Annotated in this window: 13 protein-coding genes; 3 read left to right on the top strand and 10 right to left on the bottom strand. The window is 69.0% G+C overall.

The features are described 5' to 3' along the window. Positions 1–42 precede the first annotated feature (42 nt). The gene (locus RMO97_RS15410) at positions 43–921 is read right to left on the bottom strand and encodes a DUF3034 family protein (protein ID WP_310541926.1); all 879 of its coding nucleotides are present in this window, start codon (positions 919–921) and stop codon (positions 43–45) included. A gap of 133 nt (positions 922–1,054) precedes the next feature. Here RMO97_RS15410 and RMO97_RS15405 point away from each other — a divergent pair, with 133 nt between their 5' ends. After that, positions 1,055–1,690, top strand: a complete 636-nt coding sequence (locus RMO97_RS15405) for a methylamine utilization protein (protein WP_310541925.1) — start codon at positions 1,055–1,057, stop codon at positions 1,688–1,690. A gap of 11 nt (positions 1,691–1,701) precedes the next feature. On the opposite strand, the gene RMO97_RS15400 is transcribed toward RMO97_RS15405, so the two are convergent. Both RMO97_RS15400 and RMO97_RS15395 read right to left on the bottom strand, forming a co-directional pair. Next, positions 1,702–4,053 carry an EAL domain-containing protein gene (locus tag RMO97_RS15400; protein ID WP_310541924.1) on the bottom strand — a complete coding sequence of 784 codons (2,352 nt, stop codon included), beginning with the start codon at positions 4,051–4,053 and terminating at the stop codon, positions 1,702–1,704. Between the two features lies 1 nt (position 4,054). Continuing rightward, entirely contained in the window at positions 4,055–4,189 is a 135-nt protein-coding gene (locus RMO97_RS15395) for a hypothetical protein (protein WP_310541923.1), read from the bottom strand. Between the two features lie 158 nt (positions 4,190–4,347). Between RMO97_RS15395 and RMO97_RS15390 the strand changes: the two genes are divergently transcribed. After that, a complete protein-coding gene (locus tag RMO97_RS15390) occupies positions 4,348–5,313 on the top strand; it encodes a MoxR family ATPase (RefSeq protein WP_304781132.1) in 966 nt (321 codons plus the stop codon). 22 nt (positions 5,314–5,335) lie between these two features. Further along, a complete protein-coding gene (locus RMO97_RS15385; RefSeq protein WP_310541922.1) occupies positions 5,336–6,685 on the top strand; it encodes a VWA domain-containing protein in 1,350 nt (449 codons plus the stop codon). Here RMO97_RS15385 and RMO97_RS15380 read toward each other — a convergent pair whose 3' ends face one another. The 7 genes from RMO97_RS15380 to RMO97_RS15350 form a co-directional block, all read right to left on the bottom strand. Next, on the bottom strand, positions 6,686–7,117 hold the full coding sequence (locus tag RMO97_RS15380; protein ID WP_310541921.1) for a hypothetical protein: 432 nt from the start codon (positions 7,115–7,117) through the stop codon (positions 6,686–6,688). It lies immediately after the preceding gene. Positions 7,118–7,129: 12 nt separating this feature from the next. Then, a complete protein-coding gene (locus RMO97_RS15375; protein ID WP_310541920.1) occupies positions 7,130–7,693 on the bottom strand; it encodes a hypothetical protein in 564 nt (187 codons plus the stop codon). Positions 7,694–7,762: 69 nt separating this feature from the next. Next, the gene (locus tag RMO97_RS15370; protein ID WP_310541919.1) at positions 7,763–8,122 is read right to left on the bottom strand and encodes a hypothetical protein; all 360 of its coding nucleotides are present in this window, start codon (positions 8,120–8,122) and stop codon (positions 7,763–7,765) included. 11 nt (positions 8,123–8,133) lie between these two features. After that, a complete protein-coding gene (locus RMO97_RS15365; RefSeq protein WP_310541918.1) occupies positions 8,134–10,284 on the bottom strand; it encodes a hypothetical protein in 2,151 nt (716 codons plus the stop codon). A 97-nt stretch (positions 10,285–10,381) separates the two neighbouring features. Beyond that, the gene (locus RMO97_RS15360) at positions 10,382–13,729 is read right to left on the bottom strand and encodes a carboxyl transferase domain-containing protein (protein WP_310541917.1); all 3,348 of its coding nucleotides are present in this window, start codon (positions 13,727–13,729) and stop codon (positions 10,382–10,384) included. Positions 13,730–13,889: 160 nt separating this feature from the next. Then, on the bottom strand, positions 13,890–15,137 hold the full coding sequence (locus RMO97_RS15355) for a TetR/AcrR family transcriptional regulator (RefSeq protein WP_310541916.1): 1,248 nt from the start codon (positions 15,135–15,137) through the stop codon (positions 13,890–13,892). Positions 15,138–15,233: 96 nt separating this feature from the next. Beyond that, on the bottom strand, positions 15,234–17,307 hold a 2,074-nt coding region (locus tag RMO97_RS15350), incomplete at its 5' end, for a xanthine dehydrogenase family protein molybdopterin-binding subunit (RefSeq protein ID WP_310541915.1).

The following is a 17,307-nucleotide window of genomic DNA, read 5'->3' as shown; positions in this document are numbered from 1 at the left end:
CGCCCAGGGCCGCGGCGAAGATCAGGGTGCGGAGGTTCAACATCAGAAGCCTGCCTGGAGGGAGAGATACAGACCGCGCTGGTCCTTGAAGGTGGCGATGGTCCCGAGATCGGCATAGGCCGCAGTGACCGAAAGGTTCTTGTTGAAGGCGTAGGCGGCGAAAATGTCGACCCAGTCATCCTCCTTTAGCCCCGCCAGATTGTCGGGCTTGCTGCGGTATTCCGCCCCGATCAGCAGCCGCTTGGAGACCAGGTAGCCGGCTGAGCCCTCGAACTGCAGCTCGTAGTCGTCGTTCTTGTTTCCGCCGAAACCCAGGAGGCCGGTCTGGTTTGCCTTTGTGGCGCGCAAGGTCCCGTCCAGCACCAGGCTGTGGTTCAGCAGCACCCTGGTGGCGGCCACATAGTAATCGACGCCGGAGTCATCCTTGCCGCCGAGCGCCTTGATGATGGCTTCCCTGTCGTTCTTCTTCCACTGGACGCCGACCGCGACCTGCGGGACCCAGCTGTCCTGGGCGTAGACGGCGTCGCCAAGGACGCGGACCTTGGCGCCGACAATGTCCTGGTTGAAGGTGAAGCCCTGACCCAGGCCGAGCTTGGCCCCGGTGTCCCCGGTGTCGAAGGACTGGCGGCTATAGGAGACCTCGACCCGGTCGCGGAAGCCGACCGCCACGCCGCCGGCGCGGAACTGGTAGTCGGGCAGCTGGACCAGGGTGGCGTGGGCGTTGGCGCCCACCTCGTCCACGGTCTCATAGCCGGTGATCACAGCCCAGGTCGCCAGACCGCCGCCGCCCGCGCCCTCTAGGCTGCTGACGCCGCCGGTCAGCAGCAGCTTGCCGCTGGTCTCGCGATCCGCGGCCTGGGCAAGACCGCCTGTCATCGCCAGGGTCAGGGCGAGCAAGACCGCCCGCGCTTTGCTTGTCATCAAACCGATCCCCGATGGCGGCGCCCCTGCGGGTCTGCCTAATCCCTTCGGGAAATCTTGGTTGAAACCTGTTGATGGAAGGTTCACCCATCCTGTTAACCGCGCGGCCATGGGAGCAGGCGATGCTCAGGGCATGCGCGCAATCATCCTGGCGGCCCTGGCCGCACTGACCCTCTCCTCCCAGGCCGCGGCCGGAGACCTCTCGGTCGTGGTCCGCAACGCGGCTGGACATCCGGTGAAGGACGCCGTCGTCACCCTGAAGCCGGCGGGCGGCGGCGCGGCGGCGGCGCCCATCAAGTTCACCTGGCCCTATTCGGTGGCCCAGCAGAATATCGCCTTCAACCCCTTCGTCCTGATCGTACCAGTGGGCAGCAACGTGACCTTCCCCAACAAGGACAAGGTGCGCCACCACGTCTATTCCTTTTCGCCCACGAAGAAGTTCGAGCTGAAGCTCTATGGCCGCGACGAGAGCCGCGGCGTGGTGTTCGACAAGGCTGGCGTCGTGGCCCTGGGCTGCAACATCCATGACCAGATGATCGCCTATGTGGTGGTGGTGGACACCGCCTACGCCGCCAAGACCGGCGCGGACGGGGTGGCGCTGATCCGCAACGCGCCGGCCGGAAACGCCGCCATGACCGTCTGGCAGCCCTATGCAAAGACCGCCCGGAACCAGGTCGTGAAGACTATCTCGGTCCCCGCGGCCGGCGGGCGACAGGAGGTCAAGGTCGACCTGCGCCCCGCCCCCGGCGCGACGAACATGATCCACTAGAAGGGTCGAGTTCAGCCGTAGGCGCGCTTGCGCGCTTCGTCGTCTCGCAGGAAGACCAGCAGCTCATTGAGCGGCTGAGGCTTGGCGATCAGGTAGCCCTGGATGGCGTCGCAGCCCATGGCCGCCAGCATCTGGAAGGCGTCGGGCTTCTCCACCCCCTCGGCGGTGACCTTCAGGCCCAGGCTGTGGGCCAGGTCGATGGTGGAGCGCACGATCAGAGCGTCTCGCTGGCTCTCGGTGACGTCCTTGATCAGCGAGCGGTCGATCTTCAGCTCCTGGCCGCGGATCTGCTTCAGATAGGCGAGGGACGAGAGGCCGGTGCCGAAGTCATCGATGGAGATCGAGACGCCGGCGTCCCGGAAGCGGTCCAGCACCTCAAAGGCGATGTCCGGATTCTCGATGACCGCGGTCTCAGTGATCTCAAAGCAGAGCTTGCCCACCGCGGTCGGCGCCATGCGATCCACCAGGTCGGCGAAGTCGCGGTCGCCAAGCAGGCGACCGGAGATGTTCACGGAGATCTCCATCTCGTGGCCATGCCGGGCCAGCTTGGTCTGGTCTTCGATCGCCTGTCGCAGCACCCAGTCGGTGAGGGTGCGGATATGACCGGTCTCCTCGGCCATGGGGATGAACAGGTCGGGACGCAGCAGGCCCCGCGTCGGATGGCGCCAGCGCACCAGGCCCTCGGCGGCGTTCACGGTACGCGCCCGAACGTCGAACTTGGGCTGGTGGTAGAGTTCGATGTGGCCTGAGCGGATCGCCCAGAGCATGCCGCTCATCAGGGCGAGGTTCGAGGACGGATCGCCATAGGCCTCGGCGTCAAAGAAGGCGATCTTGCGCCGGCTGGCCCGGGCCTGGTCGTAGCCGATATTCGCCCGCTCAATGGCCGCCCCGGGGCCGTCGCCGGCACTGACCGGAGCCAGGCCTACGGTCAGGGCGACGTCGATGGCGTCGCCGCCGATGTGCAGGGGCTGCTCGAGGTCGCCCAGCAGGTGCAGCATCAGCGCCTCGGCCGCCGTCTCGCTGGCCGCCTCGAAGGCGAGCGCCAGGACGTCGGTGGACAGCCGCGCCACCGTGCCCTGCGGCTGCAGGCTGGCCAAACGCTCCCCGACCTCGCGGATCACCTGGGCGGCCGGCGCATAACCAATGGCGCCCCGCACGTGGGCGAAGCGATCCACCCCCAGGACGGCGACGAACAGTCGCTGGTCCCCATGCACGCGCATCAGCTCCAGCCCCTTCTCCAGGGATAGGCGGTTGGGCAGACCGGTCTCGGCGTCGTGGTGGGCCAGATGGGTGATCCGGCGCTCGCGCTCACGGATCTCGGTGGCCATGATGTTGAAGCTTTCCGCCAGGCGGCCGATCTCGTCGTAGCTCTCCACCAGCACCTGGGCGTCCTCGCCCCGCTGCAGCCGACGTGCGCCCTCGTCCAGCGCCGAGATGGGTCGGGTGACGCTCTTGGCCAGGGTCCAACTGCCGTAGATCACCAGCAGCAGGCCAAGCAGACCCGACGCCGCGATGATCGCCAAGAGCGGACGGTAGGGGCTGAAGGCGCGCGCGAGGGGATAGCTCAGCACCAGATTGGCGGTCTCGCCGGCCGCCAGGACCGGGAGGGGTTTGACCAGGGCGATCGCCTTGCCCGTCGAGGTCTGGAGCGTGCGGGGGGTGGTGATCCTGGCCGCGATCGCCTGCTCGATGAAGGCCGCAAGCCTGGCCATGTCGGCCTTGCTGATCGGTTCACTGGAGACCCAGCCGTCCTTGGTGTCGTGCGCCACGCTAGCGTCCAGCGGAATGGCGGCTAGGCGTTCCAGGGCCGACATCTCGGTCTGGTCCAGGCGGGCGGCGAACACCATCCAGCCGATCAGGTCGGGCGACATCACCGGCGCGGCGATCATCTGATAGGGGACCCCGTCCAGCACGAAGACGCCAGAGGGCGCCTCAGACTCGTACATCGCCGCCACCAGATCGTCGGAGCGCGGGGTGAGCCGGCTGGTGTCGGCGGCGGTCACCCGTCCGTCGACGCCGACGATGAAGGCCAGGTCGATCCGCAGCCGGGCTCGCAGGTTCTCCATGGCCGAGACGATGGTGGCCTGGTCCCGCGTCGCCACCGCTTCGCGAAAGCCGAAATCGCGGCTGAGCAGGGCCGCGCCCTGGCGGAGCTGCTCCGAGCGCAGCGACCAGACCCGGTCGAACACCGTGCCCGAGGCCGTCAGCTCGCCGCGCACCTGGCGCTGCGCGGCGCTGGAGATCGCCGAGAACACCGCCACCGAGATCAGGATCAGGGTCACGCCGAACAAGGCCGCGTAGAGCAGGGTCAGCTTGGTTCGCAGGAACTTGAACATCCCCAGGCGGCGCAGCACGAGGTCCACCTCAGCGGCCCCCGGCCACGCCAAAGGCGTCCGTCACCGGCTCGCCGGACGGAGGCTTCAGGCTGACCGCCAGGTCGCCGGCCCAGGCCGGGCCTGCCACCAGCAGCCCGAGGAGGAGGGCCGGGAGTAGGCGCATGGCTTAGCCATAAACTCAGGGGTGTGAAGCAGAGGTAAAGCGCAGCTCGACTCGCCCGCGGCCACGCGAAGGGTTGCACAAGGGGCGCCCGGCTTGGCACACTGGCGCCATTGACGTTCTCTCCGGCGTGCTTTGCGCCATTTTTGAAAGCTACGACTTTGACCCTTTCAGCTCCGGCGGCATATTCGGCCGCCGCCAGCAGCCCCATGGCTTCGGTGGACGCCCTGATCGAGGGCCTGGCCGGCGTCGGCTACATCGCCTCGCGTCGCATCGCCACCGCCCTCTACATGGCCGTGCATCTGCAGAAGCCCATCCTGGTGGAAGGCTCCGCCGGGGTCGGCAAGACCGAACTGGCGCTGTCCACCGCCGCCCTCCTCGGCCTGCCGCTGATCCGCATGCAGTGCTATGAGGGCCTGGACGAGTCCAAGGCCCTGTACGAGTGGAAGTACGGCAAGCAGCTGCTTTACACCCAGATCCTCAAGGACCGCATGGGAGCCCAGCTGGCCGAGGCCGGCGGCAGCATGGACGAGGCCATGGATCGCCTGCACGGCATCGGCGACCTGTTCTTCTCGGAACCCTTCCTGGAGCCGCGCCCCCTGATGAAGGCGCTGCGGGAAGACGACGGCTGCGTCCTGCTGATCGACGAGATCGACAAGTCCGACGAGGCCTTCGAGGCCTTCCTGCTGGAGGTGCTGTCGGCCTATCAGGTCTCGATCCCCGAGCTTGGCGTCCTGAAGGCCAAGACCCCGCCGATCGTCTTCCTGACCTCCAACAATGTGCGCGACCTGGGCGACGCCCTGAAGCGCCGCTGCCTGCACCTGCACATCCCCCTGCCCGACGCCGCCCTGGAGCGGAAGATCGTCGCCAGCCGCGTGCCCGGCATCGAGGCCAAGCTGACCCATGAGCTGGTGAGCTTCGTGCAGTCCCTGCGCACGCTGGACCTGCGCAAGTCGCCCTCGATTTCCGAGACCGTGGACTGGGCCCGCGCGCTCATCCTGCTCAACGCCGAGAGCCTGGACGGCGAGGTCGTGCGTGACAGTCTCAACGTGCTGCTCAAGTTCGAGCAGGACATCGCCGCCGTGGAGCCGCAGATCGTCGAGCTGATCCGCCGGCCCCTGGCCTGAGGGTCCCGCCATGCAAGGCGCGATGGAAGACTTCCTCCGGGCCCTGCGGGCCGCGGACGTCAAGGTCTCGCCCGTCGAGGCGATCGACGCGCACCTGACGGTGGCCACGGTGGGCTTCGCCGACCGCGAGCTGTTCAAGGACGCCCTGTGCGCGACGCTCGCCAAGACCGCCGCCGAGGTCACCCGGTTCGACGAGACCTTCGAGACCTTCTTCGCCCGCGAGACTTTCCAGCTCGAACCGCCCCCGCCACCTGGTGAAGGCGGCGAGCCCGAGGGCATGCCGCCCGAGGTCGAGGCCTCCGAGCTGGCCCAGATGCTGCTGAACGGCGACGTCTCGGCCCTGGCCCAGGCCATGGAGGCGGCCGCCGAGCGGGCCCAGGTCTCGTCGATCCGTTTGTCCACCCAGCGCAGCCGCCTGACCCGGCGGATGCTGGAGGAGATGGGCCTGTCGGAGATCGAGCAGATCATCGCCGCGGCCAAGAAGCTGGAGGACGCCCGCAGCCAAGCCCTGGTGGCCCGGCTGGAGTCGGGCAAGAGGGCGCTCACCGAAGAGGCCCAGCGCTTCGTCGACCGCCAGCACGAGCTCTATGCCGCCGAAAGCGGCAAGAACCTCCGCGAGGAGCTGCTGGCCCGCAAGGCCCTGAACGCCGAGGGCGGCATCGATCCCGCCGACCTGGTGATGATGCAGGCCCTGGTCAAGAAAATGGCCAAGCGTCTGGCCGACCGCTATTCGCGCCGGCGCAGCAAGGCCCAGCTCGGCCACCTGGATGTGCGGCGCACCCTGCGCAAGTCCATGGCCTATGGCGGCATGCCCTTCGACATCATCTGGAAGACCAAGAAGGTCGAGAAGCCGAACATCGTGGCCATCTGCGACGTCTCCAAGTCCGTCGCCGCCGCCGCCCAGTTCCTGCTGACCTTCCTCTACAGCCTCAATGAGGTGGTGGACCGCATGGACGCCTTCGCCTTCTCCGGCCGGATGATCAGCGTCAACGACCTGATGGACGACAACAAGGTCGAGACCGCTATCCTCGAGGTGCTGAAGAAGATCGGCTTCCAGCAGACCGACTACGGCAAGAGCCTGGAAGACTTCTGCGACCTGCACCTGGACCAGATCGACCGCCACACTACGGTGATCTTCCTGGGCGACGCCCGGTCAAACTACGCCGACCCGCGCATCGACCTGTTCGCCACGATCCAGAAGCGCTGCCGGGCGATGATCTGGCTGAACCCTGAGCCCGAAAGCTACTGGGGCCAGGGCGACAGCGTCATGCACCGCTACGAACGCTTCTGCCACGTGGCCAAGCCCTGCAACACCCTGGGTCAGCTGGAGCGGATCATCGAGGACGTACTGCGGACCTATATTCCGCACTAGCTAGTAGCCGTTCAGCCCCACGGTCCCGGGCGGGTAGTCGCGGCCGGTGCGGATCATGCCGTCGTTGTAGTAGACCGGCCGGCCGGACGCCGTGTAGCGGCTGACGGCGGCGGCCTTGGCGCGGCGATGGTGGCGGCGGGCCGCCGACCGGTGGCGGTGCTGCGGATAAGCCCCCTGGTCGCCATAGGCGCCCTGCCCATTGTCCTGATAGCCATAGCGGCCACCGGGCGCCGCACCGCGCCCATCATAGGCCTGGCCGCGCCGATCGTAGCCCGGGCCCTGACGGTCGTCATAACGACTGTCCTGACGCTCGTCGTAGCGGCCGCCCTGTCGGTCGTCATATTGCGAGGTCGCGTGGGCGTAGGACTGGGCCAGGACCGGCGTGGCGCAGGCCAGGGTCAGCAGGGTCGCGGTGATCAGCAGGGTGCGCATGGCGGGTCTCGATCAGTAGCGGCGGGGAATGGGAATGACGCAGGCCTGCCGCGCCAGGTTAGGAACACGGCCGCGCGGACATGGCGCGCAGCCGCCGGGCGAGCGGCTGTCGTGGATAAGATTCGGCGCCCGGGTGGTGCAGTCCCCATTGGGCTCGCCCACCGCGATGTCGAAGCGAGGCGGCCTGGCGGCGGGGATCGCGGCGACCGGCGGGGTCGGCGCCGGTGGTTTGGCATAGGCCGTCGCAGACCGCTTGGCGGCGGGAACCGGTGCGGCGGCGAGGGGCTTGGCGGCGACGGGCGGTTGGGCGGACGCGGCTCCAGGGCCCGCAATGGCGGTGCGAACGGCGCCCACCGTCTGATAGACCGTCGGCGTCTCGCCGGGCGCCTTCCCGGCAGGGGTGACCGCCCCGGGCGCCACGCACTTGCCGGCCGCGGTCTTGGCCTGGCCGGGCGGGCACCAGGGCACGGCGGGTGCGGGGCCGGCCGCCACGGCGGGTGGCGGCGTCGAGGATTGGGCCAGAGCGGGCGGGCCCGCCAGCAGCAGGGCGACGCTCAGGAGCGTGGATCGATACATGTGTCAGCCCCTTTCCAGCCTCGTCGCACAGTCATTCGGACGGCGCGCGCGGTCAAGCTGGGGGAGCCCTTAGCCCGGCCTGTAGGACATGTTCGCGCGCTTGGGGGGCACGACACGGAAGGAGGCCCGCTTGCAGATGCAGCTCTTGTCGGCCTGCACCGTCCAGGTGCAGCCCATCCGCTGGGCGAAGCCGGGATCCACCTGGGCGATCTCCGGCACGTCCTTGCGCCCGCAGTACCAGCGGCCACAGGCGTCGCGCCGGTTGACGGCGGCGCGGTTGTCGGTCCGCCGCTTGCAGGGGTCCCCCATCACGATCACCCGCTGTCCGGGCTCCGGCGCCGCACGCCGGACCTGCTGGGCGTCCGCAGGCTGCGAGGCGCCGAGAGTCGCGGCCATGGCCAGGACGCCGAGGGCGGTCTTCAGGATCATCTCTGGCCTCCTCATGGGCCCCGCCTGACCGGCGCGACGCGCTGGATCATGCCGTTGAACATCGCGGGGGCGACGCAGTTGTCGCGCGCGGCGTTGGCCACCAGCCCATCGGGACAGGCCGCGCATCCGCCAGGCGCCTGAGGGCTCCTGATGTAGTTGGCCCCTCGCGCCGAACAGTCCACGGCCCGCATCAGGGCGCCCGACGGCAGGCGCAGGTTCGGGGGCGCTGTCCCGCCGCCGCTGGGCTGGACCGGGACTGCGCGAAGGGCGATGCAGGCGCCCTGGGCGTTGCGGGTGGTTCCGGCCGGGCAGGGCGCGGCTCGCGACGGCTGGAAGTCACGGCCGGGGGTGAAGACAGGCGGCGAAGCCCCGCCGCCGTTCGGCTGGGCCGGGCTCATCCGGAAGGGGATGCAGGCGCCTTGTGGACTGCGCACCGTCCCAGGGGGGCAGGACGCCACGCCGCGCTGGGGGAAGCCCCCCGGCCCGGGGATCAGCACGGGGGGCGCCCCGCCGGTGGAGCCACCCTTCGGCTGGCCCAGGGGCGCGGTCGAGACGCACATGCCGCCCTGCTGGACGCTGCCCGACGGGCACTTGCAGGCGCCGCCGCTACCGTCGCCGAAGGGGGTCCAGGCCGCGCCGGAGGGACAGCTCATGCAGCCGTTGGTCTTGTTGTTGAACTGGCTGCCCGGCGCGCAGGGTTCGCAGGATTCCGGCTTGGTGATCTTGCCCGTGCCGTTGGCGCCCATGGTGAACACGCCGGGCGTGTGGACAAGATTGGGGCCGCAGATATTGGCGCAGGCCTGACCGTTCCAGGTCTGCCAGGACGGGCACTTGGGCGCGGTGGGCGGCGCGGGGCCTCCGCCCTTCACGCAGATATTGGTGGCGCTATCGAGCTGGGTCCCACTCGGGCAGGGGGTGCAGGTGGCCTTGGTCCCCAGGCCCGGGATCACCACGCCGCCCGACGAGATCGCGCCGCTGCTACCGGGAATGAACTTTTCATTGGCCTTGCAGCGGTTGACGCACGACCCGCCGACATTCTGTTGCCAGGCCGGGCAGCCGGCCACGCACTTGTTCTGGCTCTCCGAGAAGACGCTTCCGCTCGGACAGACCACGCAGGCGCCCAGGCTGTTGACCGGCGCCACCACCGAGTAATTGCCCTCCTGCACGAACTTGAACTCGGCATAGCTGGCGTGGGCGCCGGCCGGGCAACCGCCGCACTGTCCGTTGGCGCCCAGGATCTGACCGGTGGGACAGGCCGCCACGCAGGCGCCGCCTTGATAGGCCTGGCCCTTGGGGCAGCCGCCGCACTGGCCGTCGGGCCCCTGCACCGTTCCGGCCGGGCAGACCTGGCAGCCGCTGTCGTTGGAGTTTGTGTAGCCCTGGTTGCTGGAGGGACACTTGCAGGCCAGCTTGTCACCGACCTTCTCCAACTTGGCGGAGCCGCCCCAACAGACCTCGCAGGCGGTGTTAAGACCGGGCGCGCAGGCGACGACATAGCTCACCTGCTCCTCCTGCACCCCTGGGGTCAGGCCGTAGTTCGAACCATTGAAGAACTCGGCGGCCGCCTCAGGCCCGCTCTGGAACACCCCCAACAGGGCGTCGCCGACGTCGGCGAAGAACTGGCCGCAGCCCTTCACGCTGCTGTAGTAGTCCTCCAGCGCCTTCTTGGACGCTAGGCCCGCGCCGGCGAACTGGCAGCCGCAGTCGACCTTGTGCAGTATGAAGCCGAGACCGGGGACGGCGCCCAGCGCGCCCACCGCCTGACCCGAGGCCATATCCACCAGGGCGTTGAAGGCCCCCGGGAAACTGGACTTCAGGAAGTCGGCCACCGGGGTGGCGGCGAGCAGCAGCTTGGCGATGAACCCGCCGATGGTGGTCTGCACCAGCGCCTTGCACTGGGCGGTGTCGGTGAAGGCGCCGTCGAAGGCCAGGGCCACCATGCCGGCGGTTGCCGCGGCCATTATGATGTCGGGCCCCACCTGAATCTCGGCGGCGCACTGCGACAGTTCGGGGTCGGCGAAAGTGCCCACCAGTTGGAAGAAATCCGCGCCGGTATAGGCGGTCAGGCAGCTGCCGATGCTGGCTCGGGCCTGTTGGGCGTTGGCGGCGAGCAGGGCGACGGCCGCCACCAGGCTGATCGCCAGGCGACCGAGGCCGGCCATGCGTGATCGTGATCGGCCCACGCGCCCACCCCCGAGGAAACAGCGTTAGGTGAACACTGTTGTACCCAGTTTGGGCTGGGTCAAGGAAAGACCGCGCCTACCAGGAGTCGATCCAGCGCAGCTTCTTTTCCGTGCGCACGGGGACCGGAGGCAGGGACTTCAGCCCAGCCACAACCCAGCGGCGGGTGTCGGCCGGGTCGATGACGTCGTCCAGGTCCGTGCCGGCCCCCCGCGCCAGGGCCTTGCCCGCCGCATAGGCCCGGGCCACCCGCTCGTCGAAACTCTTCTTGCGTTCCACCGGGTCGGCGATGGCCGCCAGCTCGTTGCGGTAGCCCAGCTTGACCGAGCCCTCCAGCCCCATGCCGCCGAACTCGCCCGTCGGCCAGGCGACGCAGAACATGGCGGCCTGATAGCTGCCCCCGGTCATGGCGATGGCGCCCAGGCCATAGCTCTTGCGCAGGATCACCGAGAAGATCGGCACCGTCAGGTTCGCCCCAATCACAAACAGCCGCGAGCAGTGGCGGATCAGGCCGGTCTTCTCCGCCTCCGGTCCCACCATGTTGCCGGGCGTGTCCGACAGCGACAGCAGCGGGATGTCGAAGGCCTCGCACAGCTGCATGAAGCGGGCGGCCTTGTCGGAGGCGTCGGCGTCGATGGCGCCGCCGATATGGTGCGGATTGTTGGCGAACACGCCGACCGGTCGTCCCTCGATCCGAACAAGCGCGGTGATCATGGCCAGGCCGAACCTGGGCCGCAGCTCCAGCACCGAGCCCTCGTCGGCGATCAGCTCGATCACCTTGCGCACGTCATAGACCCGCAGCCGGTTCTCCGGGATCGACCGGCGCAGCAGCCGCTGATCGGCGCAGGTCCAGTCCGCCACGGGACCCTGGAAATAGGAGATGTACTGCTTGGCCAGGCGCACGGCGTCGGCCTCGTCTTCGGCCAGGACGTCGATGGTGCCGTTGGCCTGCATGACCTTCAGCGGGCCGATCTCCTCGGGGCGGAAGACGCCCAGGCCGCCGCCCTCCACCATGGCGGGACCGCCCATGCCCAGAGCCGAGTCCTTGGTGGCGATGATCACGTCGCAGCAGCCAAGGATGGCGGCGTTGCCCGCGAAGCAGCGGCCCGAATTGATCCCCACCAGAGGCACCGCCCCCGACAGCCGCCCCCAGAACTCAAAGCCCCTCGTGAAGCCGCCACCCTCTGTGTCGCCGGGCCGGCCGCCCCCGCCCTCGGTGAAGAACACCGTGGGGACCCGCCAGCGCAGAGCGATCTCGCTCATCCGGTCCAGCTTCTCGTGGTTGTGCGCGCCCTGGGTGCCCGCGAGCACCGTGTAGTCATAGGCCATGACCGCGACCCGGGCCCTGTCCTCGGCAAACCGGTCGCCGTTCACCTGGCCCAGGCCCATGACCATGCCGTCGGCCGGGGTGGTGGCGATCAGTTCGTCGAGGGTGTTGCGCCGCCTGCGCGCCGCGATGGTCAGGGCGCCGTATTCCGTGAAGGTGCCGGGATCGTAGAGGTCGTCCACGTTCTCCCGCGTGGTCCGCTGCCGGGTTTTCCGCCGCCGGGCCACCGCCTCGGGCCGGGCGGCGTCCAGGGTCAGGCGGTGGCGCTCCAGCACCTCGGCCAGGTCGGGGCGGATGACGTCGAGATCGATCACCTCCTCGGCCTCGCCGGTCCCGCCTTCCACTTCGACCTCCTCGAGGAACGCCAGAGGGTGGTCCTCGAAGACGGTGTCGCCCTGGCCCACGGTGATCTCGCGCACCACGCCGGAGAAGGCGGCGGAGACCACATGCTCCATCTTCATGGCTTCCATGATGAACAGCGCCTGGCCCTCGCGAACCGTCTCGCCGATCGCGACGGACAGCGCGATGACCGTGCCCTGCAGCGGCGCGCGCAGGGGCCTGGTCCCCTCCGGCCCCTCGGCCTCATCCTCTTCGGGATCGGCCGTGACCCGCTCGGCCTTGCCCAGCGCCAGGACCGCCAGGGGATCGACCGCGTCGATCTGCACCCCCGCGCGCTTGGTGACACCGCCGGCCGCGGGGGACTCAAAGTACAGCTTGGGGGCGTCGGCCGTGGCGGTCAGTTCGCCCATGGTCTCCTCGATGAAGCGCGTATGGACCTCGCCCGCCACCACCGCCGGATGGGCCAGCAGGCTTTGCAGGAAGCCGATATTGGTGGGGGCGCCCGCGATCTTGAATTCCGACAGCGCCCGGTGGGCCTTGGCGACGGCGACGGGCAGGCCGCCGGAGCCCGCGTGGACAATCAGCTTGGCCAGCAGGGAGTCGTAGCGGGCGCTGGTGCGGTAGCCGGCATAGCCGAAGCCGTCGACCCGAACCCCCGGCCCTGACGGCGGCTCGAAGGCCGAGAGCAGGCCGCCCGCCGGCCGCGCCGAACCATCGGCGCTCATGGTCTCCAGGTTCACGCGGGCCTGCACCGCCACGCCGCGCGGCGCCGGGACCTCATCCTGGGTGAGGTTGAGGTCCGCCAGGGACCTGCCCCGCGCCACCTCGATCTGCAGGCGCACCAGGTCCAGGCCCAGCACCTCCTCGGTGACGGTATGCTCCACCTGCAGGCGCGGATTGGCCTCGATGAACGCCAGGCGCCCGCCCGGCTCCACCAGGAACTCCACGGTCCCCAGGCTGCGATAATGGGCGGCCTGACCCAGCGCGACGGCGGCCTCGAACAGCTGCTCGCGGATCGCCATGGGCAGGGTCGAGGCCGGCGCGATCTCCACCACCTTCTGGCGCTGGCGCTGCAGGCTGCACTCGCGGTCCCACAGGTGGGAGACGTTGGTCCCGTCGCCGAGGATCTGCACCTCGATATGCCGGGCCCGGGCCAGGAACTGCTCGACATAGAGCGAGCCGTCGCCGAAGGCCGACAGGGCCTCGGAGGCGCAGCGCTCGAAGGCCTGCTCCAGCTCGTCCGCCGACCGGGCCGGACGCATGCCCCGGCCACCGCCGCCGGAGACCGCCTTGACCATCACGGCGCCCCCCGCGCCCAAGCTGGCCAGGAAGGACTTGGCCTGCTCCAGGGTCGTGGCCCCCTCCGTCCCCGGCAGGATCGGCACGTTGCAACGGGCGGCCAGGTCCCGGGCCTGCCCCTTGTCGCCGAACAGGTCCAGGGTCTCGGGGCTCGGCCCGACGAAGGTCACTGCCGCCTTGGCGCAGGCCCGCGCGAAGGCGGCGTTCTCGCTAAGGAAGCCGTAGCCCGGATGGACGGCGTCGGCGCCCACCTGCTTGGCGATCTGCAGGATCTGGGCGCCGTCGAGATAGGCCGCGGGCCCCGAGCCCTTCAGCCCCACCGCCTGGTCGGCCTTGCGGGTATGGAGGGATGAGGCGTCATCCTCGGCGAAGATCGCCACCGTGCCGATCCCCATCTCGGCGGCGGTGCGGGCGATACGCACGGCGATCTCGCCGCGGTTGGCGATCAGAAGCTTCTTCACGTCCCCTACCCTCTCGCGGCCGCCAGAGCGCGCCAGGGTTAAATGGACCCCGGTTAACCCGTCCGGCGCGCTCTAACTTTATGTTTGAGAGCCTTTTTGAACGGATCAGATGATTCCATCTGATCCTAAAAGGCTCTCGGCCGTCTCATTGGTCTTGGTTTCAGCGCACCGGCGGCGACAGCAGCCCCTCGAATAGCGGCCGCACATAGAGGTTCACCGCCCGGCCCGGCGTCACCGCCACCGCCCAGTGCCGCAGCGCGGCGGCCGCGTTTATCGCCGCGGTGATCACCTGGGCGCCGATATTGGCGTCGATGGGCCGAATGGAGCCGTCGGCGATCCCGTCGCTGATCAGCGAGGCGAAGCGGTCGGAGATGCGGTCGAACTTGGCCACCAGCTTGGGCTGGATGGACTCCGGCGCCGAGGTCAGGGCCGAGGTCCGAAGCAGGGGCGCATTGCCCGACATCTGGTACTCCACCAGCGCCGTGGCCACGGTGGCCAGGGTCTGCAGGCCGTCGGTGGTGACCGCCTCGGCCTGGCGGATGGCCCGGCGCATCACCTCGATGGTGCGCTCGAAACAGGCCACCACCAGTTCATCCTTGGTCTCGTTGTGATGGTAGAAGGCGCCCTTGGTGACATTGAGCCGGGCCGAGATCTTCTCAACCGAGGCGCCGAGATAGCCCTCCGCGTTGATCAGCTCCGTCGCCGCCCGCAGGAACAGCTCGCTGGAGATCTCCCCGCCCTCCGGCGGCTCGGGAATCAGCCCCGGCAGCGGCCTGGGATCCCAGACGGCGCCGGGCGAGGCCAGGCCGTCGGCGGTGATCGACAGCAGGCGCTGCGTGACCCGCCCATAATCCTCGGGATCGTGCCGGTGCAGCCAGACCGGCGCCCAGAAGATCTCCGACAGCAGCATGTGGGTGCGCGCGTTCTGCTCCAGGCGGGTGAGGCTGGCGGTTTCCGGCCCGTCCAGAAGGCCCCGCGCGCGCCGGAACATCGCCACATAGGCCGCATTGACCGGCGCCGAGTTCAGGGCGCGGACGTCGTTGAAGGTCGTGAGCGGCTCGACCTCCGCCAAGGCCATGCGACGGTGATAGTCGAGATAGGCGTCGAAGAACCGGGTCAGGCGATCCCGCACATTGGTCCCGGCCTCCCCGGCGACCAGGAACTGGCTGAAGCCCTCGACGCCCTTCAGGAAGCAGGCGGCCGCCAGATCTTCCTTGTTCTTGAAGTAGTAGATCACCCCGGTGGGCACGAGGTTCAGGCTGGCCGCCACCTCGCCCAGCGTCATGCCGCGCACGCCCTTGCGGTTCAGCACCTCGACGGCGGAGGCGACAATGGCGGTCTTGCGCTGTTCGAACCGGCGCGTCGGACCACGGGTCATCTTCGCCGCCGGCTCAAGAGTATCCGTCATGTCTCCACCCGCTACGCGCGGGCTGTCACCGCGTCTTCTGTCCCTACCCTAGCGCGACCCGCGGCCCCGGCGAAAGACGCCAGGGCCGCCAAGGGATCAAACGCTCTTCAACGCCTCGGTATTGATCGGCAGGCTGCGGATCCGCTTGCCGGTCGCCGCGAAGATGGCGTTGCACAGGGCCGGCGGCGCGGGCGGCAGGGCCGGTTCGCCCAGGCCGGTCGGGGGATTGTCGGTGATCAGGAAGTGCACCTCCACCGGCGGGGCGTCAGCGATCCGCATCAGCGGATAGTCGCCGAAGTTGCCCTGCACCGCCGCGCCGTTCTCGATGGTGATCAGCTGGCCGAGCGCCGCTGACAGGCCGTCGAGCACCGAGCCCTGCACCTGGTTGATCCCGCCCGCCGGATTGATGATCTGGCGGCCCACATCTGCGGCCACCCACACCTTGTCCACCTTCACCGCGCCATCGGCCGCGACCGTGGCCTGCACCACCTCGGCGAAATAGCCCATGTGGCTGAAGTGGAAGGCGATGCCCATCCCCGTACCCTTGGGCAGCTTGGTCTTCCCCCAGCCGGCCTTCTCGGCAGCCAGCTTGACCACGCCGCGCATACGGTCGGCGGCGTAGCCGCTCTGGCCCGGCGTCCCCACCATGGCCCCGTCTCCCAGCAGCTTCAGGCGGAAGGCCACCGGGTCGGCGCCGGCCGCATGGGCCAGCTCGTCGATGAAGGACTGCATGACGAAGGACAGCGCATTGCTGCCCGGCGCCCGCAGGGGACCGGTCGGCACCCCGGTGGGGATCAGCGACAGGTCGTAGCGGAAGTTGGGCACGAAGCGGGCCGGGAACTCGTTCTGCGACATACCGGCGCTTGAGGCGAACTTGCCGTCGTTCCCGAAGCTTACGAAGTGGTCGCGCCAAGCGGTGACCGCCCCGCTCGCATCGACGCCGCCCGACAGGAAGTGATAGCCCCCCGGACGGTAGAAGTCGTGCCGCAGGTCGTCCTCGCGGCTCCACACCAGCTTGACCGGCGCGCCGGCCTGCTTGGCGATCCAGGCTGCTTCGACCATGTAGTCATTGGCCAGCCGGCGACCGAAGCCGCCGCCGCAGCGGGTCATGTGCAGGCTGATGGCGCTGGGGTCGACGCCCAGCGTCTTGGCCACCAGCTGGCGGCCCGGCTCCGGGTTCTGGGTCGGCGCCCAGATCTCCAGCTTGCCGTCCTTGAACGCGGCCGTGCAGTTCATCGGCTCCAGGGCGGCGTGGGCGATGAAGGGGTAGGAATAGGCCGCCTCCACCGTCTTGCTCGCCGCCTTCATCCCGGCCGCCACATCGCCGTCATTGCGCTCGGTGCGCAGGGGCGCGGCCTTGGAGAGCGCGAGCGCCTGGGCGTCGTAGTCGGCTGTGGACTGCTTGGAGGTGGGATGCTCCGCCCACTGAATGTTCAGCTTCTCGCGGGCCTTGCGGGCCTGCCACCAGCTGTCGGCCACCACCGCCACGCCGGGCAGCAGGCCGCTGAGCTCGGTTCCGCCCTCGACGATGAAGGCGTGACGCACGCCTTTCACCGCCTTGGCGGCGGCCAGGTCGGCGCTGGCCACCTTGGCGCCGAACACCGGCGCCTTGTCGAAGGTGGCGTAGAGCATGCCGGGAACCACCACATCGATCCCGAACAGCGGCTTGCCGCTCACCAGGCCGGCCGAGTCCACCTGCGGCATGAACCGGCCGAGGATCTTGTAGTCCTTGGCGTCCTTCAGCGGCACGGTCTTCAGGTCCGGAGCCGGCAGGGTCGCGGCCTTGGCGGCGAGCGACCCATAGGTCGCCTTCTTGCCCGAGGCTTTGTGATAGACGACGCCGAGGGCCGTGGTGCATTCGGCGGCCGGCACGTTCCAGGTCTGGGCTGCGGCGGCCACGATCATGGCCCGGCCCGCGGCGCCGACCCGGCGCAGCTCGTCCCAGTGCAGGGGGGTGGCCATGCTGCCGCCGGCGAACTGGCGGCCATAGGTGGCGGGATCGCCGTCAGCCTGCTTGGTGGTCACCGACGCCCAGTCGACGTCGAACTCCTCGGCGATGATCATCGGCAGGGAGGTCTTGATGCCCTGGCCGATCTCCGGGTTCTTGGAGACGATGGTGACCTTGTTGTCAGGCGTCAGGCTGACATAGGCGTTGAGCTTGGCCTCAGCG

The organism is Phenylobacterium sp., from assembly GCF_031425575.1.
GTDB lineage: Bacteria > Pseudomonadota > Alphaproteobacteria > Caulobacterales > Caulobacteraceae > Phenylobacterium.
Note: the sequence above shows the minus strand (reverse complement) of the source record. Positions and strands in the feature narration are given on the sequence as shown.

Bases quoted from the DNA above. Each gene is read 5' to 3' on its own strand.
- RMO97_RS15410 (WP_310541926.1), bottom strand. From the start codon at position 921: ATGACAAGCAAAGCGCGGGCGGTCTTGCTCGCCCTGACCCTGGCGATG.
- RMO97_RS15405 (WP_310541925.1), top strand. From the start codon at position 1,055: ATGCGCGCAATCATCCTGGCGGCCCTGGCCGCACTGACCCTCTCCTCC.
- RMO97_RS15395 (WP_310541923.1), bottom strand. From the start codon at position 4,189: ATGCGCCTACTCCCGGCCCTCCTCCTCGGGCTGCTGGTGGCAGGCCCG.
- RMO97_RS15385 (WP_310541922.1), top strand. From the start codon at position 5,336: ATGGAAGACTTCCTCCGGGCCCTGCGGGCCGCGGACGTCAAGGTCTCG.
- RMO97_RS15380 (WP_310541921.1), bottom strand. From the start codon at position 7,117: ATGCGCACCCTGCTGATCACCGCGACCCTGCTGACCCTGGCCTGCGCC.
- RMO97_RS15375 (WP_310541920.1), bottom strand. From the start codon at position 7,693: ATGTATCGATCCACGCTCCTGAGCGTCGCCCTGCTGCTGGCGGGCCCG.
- RMO97_RS15370 (WP_310541919.1), bottom strand. From the start codon at position 8,122: ATGATCCTGAAGACCGCCCTCGGCGTCCTGGCCATGGCCGCGACTCTC.
- RMO97_RS15365 (WP_310541918.1), bottom strand. From the start codon at position 10,284: ATGGCCGGCCTCGGTCGCCTGGCGATCAGCCTGGTGGCGGCCGTCGCC.
- RMO97_RS15355 (WP_310541916.1), bottom strand. From the start codon at position 15,137: ATGACGGATACTCTTGAGCCGGCGGCGAAGATGACCCGTGGTCCGACG.